The 14071-nt window shown below is 71.6% G+C and carries 12 protein-coding genes; 6 read left to right on the plus strand and 6 right to left on the minus strand.

The features are described 5' to 3' along the window. Nucleotides 1-7 precede the first annotated feature (7 nt). From ACWDTS_RS17945 to ACWDTS_RS17960, 4 genes are all read left to right on the plus strand, one after another. Nucleotides 8-988: an ROK family protein gene (locus ACWDTS_RS17945; protein ID WP_450118735.1), complete on the plus strand. Its 981-nt coding sequence runs from the start codon at nucleotides 8-10 to the stop codon at nucleotides 986-988. Between the two features lie 129 nt (nucleotides 989-1117). Further along, nucleotides 1118-1885 (plus strand): lysophospholipid acyltransferase family protein, encoded by a 768-nt coding sequence (locus ACWDTS_RS17950; protein WP_450110290.1) that lies wholly within the window; start codon nucleotides 1118-1120, stop codon nucleotides 1883-1885. 54 nt (nucleotides 1886-1939) lie between these two features. Continuing rightward, a complete protein-coding gene (locus tag ACWDTS_RS17955; protein ID WP_450110291.1) occupies nucleotides 1940-2431 on the plus strand; it encodes a polyadenylate-specific 3'-exoribonuclease AS in 492 nt (163 codons plus the stop codon). A 58-nt stretch (nucleotides 2432-2489) separates the two neighbouring features. Continuing rightward, complete coding sequence (locus tag ACWDTS_RS17960) at nucleotides 2490-3875, plus strand: class II 3-deoxy-7-phosphoheptulonate synthase (protein WP_197254096.1); 1386 nt, start codon at nucleotides 2490-2492, stop codon at nucleotides 3873-3875. Between the two features lie 75 nt (nucleotides 3876-3950). On the opposite strand, the gene pknB is transcribed toward ACWDTS_RS17960, so the two are convergent. After that, complete coding sequence (gene pknB, locus ACWDTS_RS17965; RefSeq protein WP_450110293.1) at nucleotides 3951-5969, minus strand: Stk1 family PASTA domain-containing Ser/Thr kinase; 2019 nt, start codon at nucleotides 5967-5969, stop codon at nucleotides 3951-3953. Between the two features lie 150 nt (nucleotides 5970-6119). Here pknB and ACWDTS_RS17970 point away from each other — a divergent pair, with 150 nt between their 5' ends. Next, nucleotides 6120-6491: an Rv2175c family DNA-binding protein gene (locus ACWDTS_RS17970; RefSeq protein ID WP_307846373.1), complete on the plus strand. Its 372-nt coding sequence runs from the start codon at nucleotides 6120-6122 to the stop codon at nucleotides 6489-6491. Nucleotides 6492-6535: 44 nt separating this feature from the next. On the opposite strand, the gene ACWDTS_RS17975 is transcribed toward ACWDTS_RS17970, so the two are convergent. From ACWDTS_RS17975 to ACWDTS_RS17990, 4 genes are all read right to left on the minus strand, one after another. Beyond that, nucleotides 6536-7438: a phytoene/squalene synthase family protein gene (locus ACWDTS_RS17975; RefSeq protein ID WP_450110294.1), complete on the minus strand. Its 903-nt coding sequence runs from the start codon at nucleotides 7436-7438 to the stop codon at nucleotides 6536-6538. Beyond that, nucleotides 7431-9035, minus strand: coding sequence for an alpha-(1->6)-mannopyranosyltransferase A (locus tag ACWDTS_RS17980; protein ID WP_450110295.1), 1605 nt, complete (start codon nucleotides 9033-9035; stop codon nucleotides 7431-7433). The genes ACWDTS_RS17975 and ACWDTS_RS17980 overlap by 8 nt, the downstream gene beginning before the upstream one ends. Nucleotides 9036-9126: 91 nt before the next feature. Beyond that, nucleotides 9127-10713 carry a phytoene desaturase family protein gene (gene crtI, locus ACWDTS_RS17985; RefSeq protein WP_450118762.1) on the minus strand — a complete coding sequence of 529 codons (1587 nt, stop codon included), beginning with the start codon at nucleotides 10711-10713 and terminating at the stop codon, nucleotides 9127-9129. Beyond that, complete coding sequence (locus ACWDTS_RS17990) at nucleotides 10713-11855, minus strand: polyprenyl synthetase family protein (protein WP_450118736.1); 1143 nt, start codon at nucleotides 11853-11855, stop codon at nucleotides 10713-10715. Before ACWDTS_RS17990 ends, crtI begins: the two co-directional genes overlap by 1 nt. Nucleotides 11856-11946: 91 nt before the next feature. On the opposite strand from ACWDTS_RS17990, the gene metF reads away from it, so the two are divergent. Continuing rightward, nucleotides 11947-12927, plus strand: a complete 981-nt coding sequence (gene metF / locus ACWDTS_RS17995; RefSeq protein ID WP_374068747.1) for a methylenetetrahydrofolate reductase [NAD(P)H] — start codon at nucleotides 11947-11949, stop codon at nucleotides 12925-12927. A gap of 7 nt (nucleotides 12928-12934) precedes the next feature. On the opposite strand, the gene ACWDTS_RS18000 is transcribed toward metF, so the two are convergent. Beyond that, nucleotides 12935-14071: a glycosyltransferase gene (locus tag ACWDTS_RS18000; RefSeq protein WP_374068750.1), complete on the minus strand. Its 1137-nt coding sequence runs from the start codon at nucleotides 14069-14071 to the stop codon at nucleotides 12935-12937.

The following is a 14071-nucleotide window of genomic DNA, read 5'->3' on the forward strand; positions in this document are numbered from 1 at the left end:
AACCGACATGGCTGACCCGGAACGGCTGACGATCGGCATCGACGTCGGCGGCACCAGCATCCGCGCCGCGGTAGTCGACGGCACGGGAACGATCGTCGATTCGGTGCGCGCGGCGACCCCGGCGTCGGCCGGCGCCCTCGAAGACGCGCTCGAGGAGACCGTCCGGTACCTGTCCGAACGCAACGATGTCGCCGCGGTGGGCCTGGCCGTCGCCGGATTCCTCGCGGTCGACCGTCGCACCGTGCTGTTCGCGCCCCACCTGGCCTGGGTGGACGCGCCGGTCGCGCAGCGGCTCACCGACCGGTTCGCGATGCCCGTCGTCCTCGAACACGACGCGAACGCCGCAGCGTGGGCCGAATATCGGTTCGGGGCCGCCGCCGGTGCGCACACCGTGGTCCTCGTCGCGCTGGGCACCGGCATCGGCGCAGCGCTGCTGCTCGACGGCCGCATCTACCGGGGCGCTCACGGTGTCGCCCCGGAACTCGGGCACCTGCAGATGGTTCCGGGCGGCCGGGTCTGCGCGTGCGGCAAACGCGGATGCTGGGAGCGGTACTGCAGCGGCACGGCACTCGTGGACACCGCCGTCGACCTGCTACCCACGGTCCGGGGCCGCTCGCTGCTCGCCCGTGACGCCGCGGCCGATCCCGGGTCGCTCACCGGCCGCCGGATCGCGGCTGCGGCCCAGGACGGGGACGTGCTCGCGGTCGCCGCGATGGCCGAGTTCGCGCGCTGGCTCGGAGTCGGCCTGGCGGCCGTCGCGGACATCTACGATCCCGAACTCGTCGTGATCGCCGGGGGTGTGTCGGGCTCGGCCTCGCTGTTCCTCGACGACGCCCGCGACCACTACGCCGCTGCCCTCACCGGTACCGGACATCGCCCGCTCGCGCGGATCCGCGCCGCGCATCTGGGGGACGCGGCGGGACTGATCGGCGCCGCGGATCTCGCCCGCGGCCCGGCGCACCCCGGCAGGATCGGTCCGTCCGACTGAGATGCTGGTCACGTCCGCCGGTGTGACCTCGCGTGCACGCGGGTCGCGGTGTGCACGCCGACACCGCGTGGACGTAGAGTCGATCGTCGAGCGCGCGTGGTGGTGCGGGCGGGGTTCAGGAGGGATGCCATGTGGTACTGGCTGTTCAAATACGTTCTGCTGGGGCCGCTGCTGTATCTCATGGGACGCCCGAAAATCGAAGGCGGAGAGAACATTCCGTCGGACGGCCCGGCGATCCTCGCGAGTAACCACCAGGCGGTCCTCGATTCGTTCTTCCTGCCGCTGATGGTGCGCCGGCGAATCACCTTCCTCGCGAAGAGCGAGTACTTCACCGGAACCGGCCTCAAGGGCGGATTCCAGCGCTGGTTCTTCTCCGCCGTCGGCCAGGTGCCCATCGACCGCACCGGCGCCGACGCCGCGCAGGACGCCCTCAACGCCGGCGTCCGCGTGCTCGGTCAGGGCAAACTGCTCGGCATCTACCCGGAGGGCACCCGGTCGCCGGACGGACGGCTCTACAAGGGCAAGACCGGCATGGCGCGCCTCGCCCTGGAAACCGGCGTCAAGGTCATCCCCGTGGCGATGATCGGTACCGACAAGATGAACCCGATCGGCTCGAAGATGTGGCGGCCGGCGAAGATCACCGTGAAGATCGGTGAGCCGATCGACTTCTCCCGCTTCGAAGGGATGGGCGGGAACCGCTTCGTCGAGCGCACCGTCACCGACGAGGTGATGTACGCGCTGATGCAGCTGTCCGGCCAGGAATACGTCGACATCTACGCCGCGACCCTGAAGAAGAAGGGTGCAGCCTCCGAGAAGGCAGGGGAGGACGCGGCTTCCGGGACGAATGCGCCGGCCGCAGCCGACGCCGACCGGTTGCCCGACACCCAGGCGGGCTGAATCGGGGCGACGCGAATCGTTGCCGCGCGACCCTATCGGGCATAATGTCCGCACGTGCGTTATTTCTACGACTGCGAGTTCATCGAGGATGGCCGAACCATCGAGCTCGTGTCGATCGGTGTTGCCTGCGAGGACGGCCGTGAGTTCTATGCGGTGTCCAACGAGTTCGATCCCGACCGGGCCGGTCCGTGGGTGCGTCGCAACGTGCTGCCGAAACTTCCCCCCGAAGCGCATCCCGCGTGGAAATCGCGGGCGCGCATCCGCGACGACCTGCTCGCCTTCCTGATCCCCCGGCCTGGGATCCAGCCCGAGCTGTGGGCCTGGATAGGGGCATACGACCATGTCGTCCTCGCGCAGTTGTGGGGCGCGATGCCCGAGCTGCCCGACGCCATTCCGCGTTTCACCCGGGAACTGCGCCAGCACTGGGAGCAGCACGGGCGTCCGTTGCTGCCGCCGGTGCCGGACGACAATCACGACGCGCTCGCCGACGCACGCCACAACCTCGCGAAGTTCGAGGCGATCGAAGCGGCCCGCCGCACCCGGTGAACCCGCCGGTTGCGGGGGTGCGTGACCTCCGGTGGTCAGGGGCAATATCCTGGTGAGCGTGAACTGGACTGTCGACGTGCCGATCGACCGCTTGCCCGAACTGCCCCCGCTGCCGGACGAGATGCGTGAGCAGCTCGACGCCGCGCTCGCCAAGCCGGCGCTGCAGCAGCCGAACTGGCCGGTGGATCAGGCGGCGGCGATGCGCACCGTACTCGAGAGCGTGCCGCCCATCACCGTGCCCCGCGAGGTCATCGAACTGCAGGACCATCTCGCCGCCGTCGCGCGCGGCGAGGCGTTCCTGCTGCAGGGCGGTGACTGCGCCGAGACGTTCGCCGACAACACCGAACCCCACATCAAGGGCAACATCCGGACGCTGCTGCAGATGGCCGTGGTGCTCACCTACGGTGCGTCGCTGCCGGTCGTGAAGGTCGCACGGATCGCCGGGCAGTACGCCAAGCCGCGGTCGTCGGACACCGACGCGCTCGGCCTGCCGTCCTACCGCGGCGACATGGTCAACTCGATCGTCGCCGACGCCGCGGTCCGGACCCACGACCCGTCACGGCTGGTCCGGGCGTACGCCAACGCCAGCGCGGCGATGAACCTGGTGCGCGCCATCACCGCCGGTGGCGAGGCCGACCTGCACCGCGTCCACGACTGGAACCGCGAGTTCGTGTCGAAGTCGCCGGCCGGGGCCCGCTACGAGGCACTCGCCTCGGAGATCGACCGCGGGCTGCGCTTCATGGACGCGTGCGGCGTCATCGACCCCAACCTGCGGGCCGCGACGATCTACGCCAGCCACGAGGCGCTCGTGCTGGACTACGAGCGCGCGATGCTGCGCCTCGACGACACCGACGGGCACCCGCGCCTGTACGACCTGTCCGCTCACTTCCTGTGGATCGGTGACCGCACCCGTCAGCTCGACGGTGCGCACATCGCGTTCGCCGAACTGCTCGCCAATCCGATCGGTCTCAAGATCGGCCCGAGCACCACCCCGGATCTGGCCGCCGAGTACGTCGAACGGCTCGACCCGACCAACAAGCCGGGCCGGCTGACCCTGATCTCGCGGATGGGGCACTCCAAGGTGCGCGACCTGCTGCCCGGGATCATCGAGAAGGTCGAGGCCACCGGCCACCAGGTGATCTGGCAGTGCGATCCGATGCACGGCAACACCCACGAGTCCTCGACCGGCTACAAGACCCGCCACTTCGATCGCATCGTCGACGAGGTGCAGGGCTTCTTCGAGGTGCACAACGCGCTCGGCACCCACCCGGGTGGCATCCACGTCGAGCTCACCGGTGAGAACGTCACCGAGTGCCTCGGCGGCGCCCAGGACATCTCGGACGTGGACCTGCACGGCCGCTACGAGACGGCGTGCGACCCGCGTCTGAACACCCAGCAGTCCATCGAGCTGGCGTTCCTCGTCGCCGAGATGCTGCGCGGCTGACACTGCCCTCGACGTCCGGCCCCGGTGCTCGCGCGCCGGGGCCGGACGCGTCTCCGGTGCTCGAGATCCTCGAGATCAGGGGAGGGCGGTCAGCGTGACGGTGCCGCCCGGCTCCACCCGATCACCCGCGCCGGGACTCTGACCGATCACCACCGACCGGTCCGTGTCCGCGACCTGGCGTACCTCGACCCCGAGACCGAGCCGCTCGAGTTCGTTGCGGGCCGCCGTGACCGATCGCCCCAGCAGCGACGGAACCTTCACCGCATTCGACACGAGCAGAGTGACGCTGCTGCCGGCCCCGACCTCGGTACCGGTCGCGGGATCCGTGCCCGCGACCCGGCCGGCGTCGACGTCCGGGTCGAACACTTCCCTCGACTCGACCACGGTCAAGCCCGCAGCCTCGAGCTGGGACCGGGCGGCGTCGGGCTTCTTGCCCGACACGTCGGGCATCTCCACCGGGGCCGCGCCTTTGCTGATGATCACCTTCACCGGTGAACCGACGGCCAGCTCCGTGCCGGGACCCGGATCCAGCGCGGCAACCCCACCCTCGGGGACCGTGTTGCTGAAGGCCGTGCCGCCGTCGACCGGCTCGAACGTGCGCCGCCGCAGCTCGTCCTCGACGGCCGCGCGGTCGCCCCCACCAGGCAGTTTCGGAACCGTCGGCCGGCCCAGCGACACCAGCAGCGCGACCGTCTCGCCGTCGCCGACACGTTCACCGGCGGCCGGGTCGGTACCGAGCACGGCGTCGACCGGGGCGTCGTCGGAATACTGCCCGCGAATCTCGTTCGACACCCCTGCGGCCTCGAGCGCCGACACCGCGGCCGCCCGATCCAGGCCGGCGATTGTGGGCACCGTGGCCAGCCGTCCCGCGCCGAGCCACCACCCGCCGTAGCCGAGGAGCAGCGCGACGACCAGGATCGCGACGATCCAGCCGAGCGTCCGGCGCCGCTGGGCGCGACGTTCGAGGGCGTAGTCGGGACGCGGCACCGGCGCCTGCGCCGGCGCGAACTCACGCGGCTGTTGCTGGGTGACGACCCGCGTGTGCCGCGTCGTCACCGGCGCAGCCGGACCGGCGGGGGCCGGGACGGACGGAATCACCGTGGTCGCGGGTGCATCCGAGTGCACGGCCGAGGCCGCCGACGATGATGCCGCCACCTCGACGGGCACGGGGGCCGGAGGCGCGGCGACAGCGGCGTCCGCGGCGGTCGGCCGGGGTGCGCGGCGCGGCGCGGGCACCCGGTACCGGGGCAACGCCAGGGTTTCGCACACCTCGGTCAGCGCCGCCGCCATCGCGCCGGCGTCGTCGAAGCGCTGACCGGGTTCGCGTTCGGTCGCGTGCCGGACCAGCTCGTCGAATTCCGGGGGCACCCCGTCGATGCAGGATCCCGGATCGGGCACGTCCTTCTCGACCCGCTGGTAGGCGACCGACAGCGACGTGTCGCCGGTGAACGGGGTGCGCCCGGTCAGCATCTCGAACAGGACGACGCCCGCCGAGTACACGTCGCTGCGCGCGTCGGCGTTGCCGACCGTCACCTGCTCCGGCGACAGGTACGCGGCGGTGCCGAGGATCACGCTGCGGGACGTCGTGGTGGCGGCGGCGACGGCCCGCACCAACCCGAAATCGGCGATCTTCACCTCGCCGCTCTCCGAGATCAGGATGTTCTCGGGTTTGACGTCGCGGTGCACCAGGCCCGCCCGATGCGCGACGGCGAGCGCCCCGAGCACCGGTGCCGCGACCGCGGCGGCGGCGTGCGGGGGCATCGGCCCGCGTTCGCGCAGCAGCTCACGCAGGGTGCCGCCCTCCACCAGCTCCATCACGAGGAACGCGTGCTCCCCGTCGTGCCCTTGGTCGTACACGGCGACGAGACCGGGATGGTTCAGCTTCGCGACCGCACGGGCCTCGAACTCGAACCGGGTGCGGAACTGGGGATCGGCGGCGAGCTGCGGATCCATCACCTTGACGGCGACGGGCCGGTCGAGCCGCAGGTCGGTGCCCCGGTACACCGTCGACATGCCGCCCCGAGCGATGGGCGCTTCGATCCGGTAGCGTCCATCGAGCACGATGCCGACCATGCGGTCGCCTCCAGCGGTCACGCGGTGTACCCCCGTGTTCTGCGACGCCGGTGCACGACGTCGGTCGGTTCCTGAGTGGGTGGGGCCTGCACACCCCAGTCGATCGTAGCCAGCGCCCCGGACGGGACGGTCTCGCGCGGACAGCGGATCGAACCCGATAACGTTACCCGGGTGAGTTCAATCCCGTTCTGCGACGACGTCCTCGACCCCTCGGTCCCGGTGCTGCAACTCGTCGATGTGTCGAAACAACTCGGTGTCGTCATCACCCGCGTCCACCAGATGCTGCGGGACCGCCAGATCCTGGCGATCAAGCGCGACGGCGTGCTCGCCGTGCCGGAAGCGTTCTTCGGCGAGGACGGGCACCTCCTCAAGAGCGTGCCGGGCCTGATCGCGGTTCTGCACGACGGCGGCTTCCGCGACGACGAGATCCTGACCTGGCTGTTCCGCGAGGACGACTCGCTCGAAGGTGGCAGCCCCGCGGCGGCCCTGCACACCCACTCGGCGCGCGAGGTCGTCCGCCGGGCCCAAGCCCTGGGCTTCTGAGCGACAATCTCGCCTTCTCACCGACAGCCTCGGGCTTCCGAGCCTCAGCGGCGGGTGGTGAGCTGCGTGAGCAGCACCGCCACCCGCTGCCGGCGCGGCACCACGACCCGCCGGTCGAACACCCGGTACCCGTGGTCCTCCACCTGGTCGAGGATCCGGCCGTAGAGCACGAACGCCGCCCGGATGCCCGGCCGGACACGGTCCGGGAGCAATGCCAGTCCCGGCTCGGCGCGCCGATATTCGGCACGCGCGAGCGCCACGAAATGTGCCAGCGCCCGGCGTACCCGCGGATCGGGTGTGCCGGTGCGCCGGCATTCGGCGAGCAGTTCGTCGTCCACCCCGAATGCGGCCCAGCCGTCGGCCGGGAGGTAGATCCGCCCGCGCGCCAGGTCCTCACCGACGTCCCGCACGAAGTTGGTCAGCTGGAACGCGGTGCCCAGCGCGGCCGCGTACGGGCCCGCCCGGTCGGGGTCCTCGACACCGAACACCGGTAGCAGCTGCAGGCCGATCACCACCGCCGACCCGTACATGTACTCCTGCAGCTCCGCCATGTCGCGGTACCGGTCGCGGAACTGGGCGGTCGCCGGGATGTCCATCCGCATCGACCGCACGAACGCCTCGAAATAGTCGACGGGGATCTCGTAGCGGTGAATGGTGTCCGCCGTGGCCCGGACCACGAGGCCGATGTCGTCGGCCGGGCCGGGATCACCGGCGAGCGCGGCGTGCAGACGCGCGTGCACCGCGTCGACCTGCCGGGACGCAGTGGCGGGATCGTCGACGGAGGTCACGTCGACGATGTCGTCGACGGTGCGGGCGAACCCGTAGAGGGCGTGCACACCGGCGCGACGGTCCGGGGGCAGCAGTCGTGCCGCCAGGTGGTAGGTGCGGCCGTGCGCGGCGGTCAGCCGCTCGCAGTACCGGAACGCCGCGCCCAGGTCGTCAGTCACCGGCGGAGGGCTCCGCGGATGCCGCCGGAACCCGATCGGCCGCCGGTGCGGGCGCCGGGCGCCGGGAACGCAGGTGCAGCGGATCGACGGTGCGCAGCGACAGCGCCGCGACCACCGACACGAAGATCGCGACGGCCACGTGTGCCGCGTTGTACATGCCGATCGAGCCGTCCGGGTTGAAGATCACCATCAACCAGGTGGACAGGCCCACGAGCACCATCAACGTCCGCGTCGACATCGCGAAGGCCGCGGCGACGGCGAGCGGCCACGAGTAGTACCAGGGCAGCGCGGCGGGGGAGAGGACGGTCACCGCGGTCAGCACGACCACGATGCCGAGGACGGCGTCGCGTTCGGTCCGCCGGAACCGCCACCACGCCCACACGAGGATCACCAGGAGCGCGACCATGCAGATCATGCGGGTCACGTCGAGCACCGGGCCGAGGCGCCACGGCGTGACCCACGTGACGACGTGCGCCATCATCGTCGGCAGCGACAGCCAGTTGATGATCTTCGACGATCCGGACAGCGCCGTGAGCCATCCGATGCCGACACCGGCCAGCGCGGACGCGGCACCGAACACGGCGGCGAACACGACGACGCCGATACCCGCGGTCTTGACGAACAACCGGACCGGCGCGGCCGGATCGCGCCCCTCCTCACGGGCCCGGTCCCGTTCGTGCACCATCCACACCCAGACCAGGAACGGCAGGGCCAGGCCGGCGGTGGCCTTGATCGCCGCACCGAGCGACACGAGCGCGATCCCGCCGACGTGGCGGCGTTCGAGCACGAGCACGATGCCGGCCATCATGAGGCCGACCATGAGAAGTTCGTTGTGGACACCGCCGACGAGGTGGATCAGCACGAGCGGATTGAGCACGGCCAGCCACAGCGCGATGGTCGGATCGCCACCCATCCGGCGGGCGAGTTTCGGCACCGCCCACGCCATCAGGACCAGGCCCGGCAGCATCGTCAGCCGCCACAGCCACGTCCCCAGCACCACATTGTCCCCGGTCAGCGACGTGATTCCGGCGCCGAGCAGCAGGTGCACGGGTCCGTACGGAGTCGTCGTGGTCTTCCACACGTTGCTGACGTTGTCGAGCAGGATGCCCGGATTGACCACCGGACCGTCGACATACGGATCGAACCCGTCCCGCAGCATCGCGCCCTGGGCGAGATAGGAGTACGCGTCGCGGCTGAACAGCGGGGTCGCGATCAGCAACGGCACCACCCACACGGACAGCACCTTCCAGGTGTCGCGCAGGCTCACCAGACCGGCGCGGGCACTGCGGCCGAGCCGCACCCACGCCGCGATCATCAGCAGAACGCCCGCCCATACCAGGATCGTCGACAGCAGCAGCCCGTGACCGAACCGCAGCCACGACAGGAACATCTCCTCGAGCAGCGGATCCTGCCGTCGGACGCTCCCGGCACCGAAACTGCCGAACGCCAGCAGTGCCGCGCCGACCGCCCCGAGCAGCGCGGCGTTCCCGGCGGGGCTGCGCAGGAACGGGCCGATGCCCCGGCCGGACTGCCGCAGCTTCCCGTCCGCGGTCGGTGAGGCGTCCGGTGCGGCGTCGGAGGCAGCAGGGGACGACATGGTTACGGTTACCTCCCCCTGATGCACGCAATGACACGGTGCAGATGTGCACACGTGACACCGTGCAGATGATCTACGACGAACAGACAGTTTAGTTGAGTCCCGGAACCGCGCCGCCCACCGTGGGGGAAGGCGCGGTCGACCGGCGCCGGACCCCGAGCCGTTCGGCGGCCAGCCGACCCGAGAGCAGGACCGTCGGAACCCCCACTCCGGGGACCGTGCCGGACCCGGCCAGCACCACGTTCGGATAGCGCGGATCGAGATTGCGCCGCCGGAACGGGCCGGTCTGCCGGAACAGATGCGCCCCGCCGAACGGGCTGCCCGCCAGCATGCCCCGCTCGAGCCACGTCTGCGGCGTGTCCACGTGGTCGATCCGGAACCGGTCGGTGATCCCGTCGAACCCGCGCCGTTCGAGTTCCGCACACAGTTCGGCCGCATATGGCCCGGCGAGCGCCTGCCAGTCGTAGGGCGCGCTGTCCAGGTTCGGGCACGGCGCCAGCACCGACAGCGGTTCGTGCTCGACGCCGTCGCGGACGAACCGCAGTCCGGGGTCGCTGAGCGCGGGCCGGGTGATCAGCAGCGACGGATCGCGCATCAGCCGGCCGCGGCCCCGGCGCGCGGTGATCTCGGCGAACGTGCTCTCCCAGGCCGTACCGAACTCGATGGTGTGATGGTGGTGGGCCGCCCACCCCGCGCTGACGGCGGTCGGGATGCTGCCGTGCAGCACCACCGCGGACGGGGACGCCACCGTGCGCCGTCGCCGTGGCCGCGGCAGCAGCGCGTCCACCACCGGCAGGTCCGGTGTCAGCACGACCGCATCGCACGGGTACCGGTCGCCGCCGGGGGTGCGCACCGCGACCACCCGGCGGCCGTCGAACTCGAGGTCGCCGACCTCGGTGCCGAGCCGGAGCGTGCCGCCGGCCGCCACCAGGGCGTCGGCCATACCGCGCGCCACCGATCGCATGCCGCCCTCGACGGAGAACACCCCCAGGGAGGTGTCCATGTGGGCGATCGCCGCGTACACCGCCAGCGCCTTGGCCGGAGCCACCCCCGCGTACAGCGCCTGGAACGTGAAGATGCGCCGCAACCGCGGGTCGGTGACCTTCCGGTCCACCTGGGCGCCGAGCCGGCCGAAACCGCCGAGCCGGACGAGCCGCAGCAGGTCCCGCGCCGAGGCCGGGGAGCCGACCAGGTCGAGGGGGGAGTCGAAGTTCGCGTCCATGAAGTGGGCGAACTCGGCGTCGAAGATGTCCGCGAGCCAGCGTCGAAGCCGCAGGTAGCGACGCGCCTCGTCCGGGCCGCACACGCGAGTGACCTCGGCGGCCATCCGATCCGGATCCGAGTGCACGTCGATGCTGCTGCCGTCGGCGAACCGGGCGTGATAGGCGGGCGTCATCGGATGGATGCGCAGCGGTGGATCCACCGTCGTGAAATCCGCGCCGACCGCGGCGAGTGCGTCGGCGATCAGGTCCGGCATCGTCAGGACCGTGGCGCCGTTGTCGATCTCGTAGCCGGGCCCGACGTGGGTGCCGACCCGGCCGCCCACCGACCTCTCGCGTTCGAGGACGGTGACCTCGCGGCCGTCCCCGCGCAGGTGCAGCGCCGCGGCCAGGCCCGCGAGCCCGGCGCCGACCACGACGACGCGATCCGCTCCGGCGACGGTGCGCAGCGGGCTCATCACGCTGTGCGCCGCGTCGCGGCCAGGGCCCAGTCACGCAGCATGGTCTTGCCCTCGGCGGTGGCGTCGGACGCGTCGAGCGCGGCGAACGCGTCCTCGGTGAGCGCGGCGATCCGACGTTCGACCTGGTCGACGGCTCCGAGCTCGGTCATCACCGCCCGCATCCGTTCGACCTGCTCGTCGCTCAGATCCGTGCCGATCCCGTCGCGCAGCAGCTGCGCGGCGGCCGGGTCGGTCGCGTCGGCGGCGGCGAGAGCGAGCGCGAACAGCACGGTCCGCTTCCCGGCGCGCAGGTCGTCCCCGGACGGCTTGCCGGTGACCTCCGGGTCGCCGAACACCCCGAGCAGGTCGTCGCGCAACTGGAACGCGATGCCCACGTCCGTTCCGAATCGGCGGTACGCGTCCACCAGCGCGTCGTCCGCCCCGGCCAGGACCGCACCCAGATGCAGGGGGCGCTCGATCGTGTACGCCGCGGTCTTGAACCGGTTCACCCGCATCGCCGCCTCGACCGATTCGTCGCCGGCCGACTCCCCGGCGATGTCCAGGAACTGGCCGCCCAGGACCTCGGTGCGCATCGCCGACCACACCGGCGTGACCCGCGCCGCCGTCGCAGCGTCCAGCCCGGCCTCGCGCAGCATGTCGTCGGCCCACACGAGCGCCAGGTCGCCGAGCAGGATCGCCGCGGCTTCACCGAACCGCTCGGGGACACCGAGCCACTGCGCGGCGCGGTGGTGTTCCGCGTACTCGACGTGCACCGTGGGATAACCGCGGCGGGTCGTGGAGGCATCGATGATGTCGTCGTGCACGAGCGCACCGGCCTGCACCAGTTCCAGCGCCGAGCACGCGCGCAGCACCGCTCCGGCGTCCGGTCCGGACGGGTCGCCGCCGGCGCCGATCCAGCCGGTCCAGGCGAATACGGGCCGCATCCGCTTGCCGCCGCGCAGGACGAACGACTCGAGAGCCGTGACCGCTTCGGGGTAACCCCCGCCGACCGCGGCGACGATCTCGGCGCGTGAGACGAAGAAGTCCCGCAGGGCGCCCTCGACGAGTTCGGGCAGCAGCGAGGGCGGAACGTGAGCAGATCCGGTGGACAGGGGATTCCTCCTGGTCGAATGGGCGGGCGCCGACGCCGGGTGGGGCATGCACCGGGTCGGTGGGGACGTCGCGGCGCCGAAGACCACCCTATCGGGGGCACGAGGAACCCACCCCCCTCCGGCCACCTATGCTTGTCGGGTGACATGCGATTCCGTCAGCGGGGGCCAGGGCGGCGGGACCTCCCGCACACCGTCGATCGTGGACCGGCTGCGGGTACCGTCCCACCGCCGGATTCCCTTCTCCGTCGAGTTCTCTCCGCCCCGTGACGCCGACGCGGAGGCGCGGCTCTGGCGTGCCGTCCGGGAGTTCGAACGGCTCGGCCCGGCGTTCGTGTCCATGACCTACGGCGCCGGGGGTTCGACCCGGGACCGCACGGTCCGTGTGACCGGCCAGCTCGCCGAGGAGACGACCCTGCTGCCGGTCGCGCACCTGACCGCGGTCGGGCACAGCATCGACGAGTTGCGCGCGATGGTCGGGGCCTATGCGGACCGCGGAATCAGCAACATCCTGGCCCTGCGCGGCGACCCGCCCGGCGATCCGCTGGGCGAATGGACCAAGCACCCGCAGGGCGTCGAGCACGCCGAGGAACTGGTCCGGCTCGTGCGGGAACTCGGCGACTTCCACGTCGGTGTGGCGTCCTTCCCCGAGGGGCACTACCGCTCCCCGGATCTCGACCACGACACCCGGTACCTGGTGCAGAAGTTGCGGGCCGGCGCCGAGTACTCGATCACGCAGATGTTCTTCGACGTCGAGCACTACCTGCGGCTGCGGGACCGGGTCGCGGCGTGCGACGCGGAGCAGGCGCTCAAGCCGATCATTCCCGAGATCATGCCGATCACGTCGCTGCGGTCGGCGCGGCGCAGTCTCGAACTGTCGGGCTCCCGGCTCCCCGCGGCACTCGAGGAACGGCTCGTGCGGGCCGCAGGCGACGGCCCCGAGGAGAACCGTGCCGCGGTGCGCGAGGTCGGTATCGAGGTCGCGACCGAGATGTGTGAGCGGCTCATCGCCGAGGGCGCACCCGGATTGCACTTCATCACGCTGAACTTCGCGCGTGCGACCCGCGAGGTGCTGGCGCGGCTCGGGATCGAGGTCCCCACTCCGGTGGTCCAGCCCGCCTGACGAACGCTCAGGGCAGGGGCCGGTTCTTCCAGCCGGTCCGGCCCTCGCGCCGGGCGCGCAACGAGGCGACCGTCAGAGCACCGAACCCGGTGATCGCGGCGGGATGCCCGAGCGCCGCCACCGCATCCGATCCGGTCGGGGCGCTCCCTCGCTCGGCGGACCGGGCCAGCGTGCGCGAGACGAGCGCCGCGGCAGTGCCGGCCAGACCCCAGCGCCGGACGGAACCGTGCCCGGCGACCGCGGCGACCGGGGGTAGCACGTAGGCCAGCGTGTACCCGGCGAGGACCGCGACCGCACCGGCGGTGGATCCGAACGCCGACCACAGCCAGCGGGTGTATCCGGCGGTGAGCTGCCGGCGATCGAGATACATCCGGCACGACGCGAGCGGCCCGGCCGCCGCGACCACCGTGCGACGGCCCGCGGCACGCAGGGAGCGGGCGAGATCGAGGTCCTCCGTGGGACTGGACGCGACCGCGGCGTGACCGCCGATCGCGGCGTACGCGCGGGCGTCGAAGACGAGGAACTGCCCGCACGCCACCGCCATCGACGGCCGGGTCGTACGATCGGCCACCGCGACCGGCAGCGACGAGAACCAGGACCAGCACAACAGCGGCTGCAGCAGGTGCTCCGCCGGTGATCCGGCCACCTGGAACGGCCAGGGCGAGAGCAGGTCGGCGCCCATCCGCCGCAGGGACGTCACCGCCGCGGCCAGCGCCTGCGGTGCCAGACGCACGTCCGCGTCGACGAACACGATCACGCCGGTGTCCGCGGCCGGTGCCGCGACCCGGTAGGCGTGCGCGCACGCGGCAGCTTTACCCGTCCAGCCCACCGGTGGCTGCTCCGTGCTGCGTACCACCTCGATGCGGTCGTCCCCGGCGGCGGCCCGGCGCGCGGCGTCGGCGGTGCCGTCGGACGAGTCGTCGTCGAGAACGATCACCCGCATCCCCGGTACGCCGTGCTGGGCACGCAGGTCCGCGACGAGATCCGGCACCCGGTGCGCTTCGTCGCGGGCGGGGACCAGCACCGTGACCGGTTCGGTGGTGGCGGTGCCGGGTTCGAGCCGTGGGAGCGTGAGCCGGTTGGCGACGGCGGTGACCGCGCCGAACAGTGCTACCGCCGCGCCGGCGCGGGTGACCGCGGTGAT

The organism is Rhodococcus sp. NPDC003383, assembly GCF_053589115.1.

Coding starts and splice junctions, on each gene's coding strand:
- ACWDTS_RS17980 (WP_450110295.1), bottom strand. CDS start 9,035: ATGTCGTCCCCTGCTGCCTCCGACGCCGCACCGGACGCCTCACCGACC.
- ACWDTS_RS17950 (WP_450110290.1), top strand. CDS start 1,118: ATGTGGTACTGGCTGTTCAAATACGTTCTGCTGGGGCCGCTGCTGTAT.
- crtI (WP_450118762.1), bottom strand. CDS start 10,713: ATGAGCCCGCTGCGCACCGTCGCCGGAGCGGATCGCGTCGTCGTGGTC.
- ACWDTS_RS17945 (WP_450118735.1), top strand. CDS start 8: ATGGCTGACCCGGAACGGCTGACGATCGGCATCGACGTCGGCGGCACC.
- ACWDTS_RS17990 (WP_450118736.1), bottom strand. CDS start 11,855: ATGCCCCACCCGGCGTCGGCGCCCGCCCATTCGACCAGGAGGAATCCC.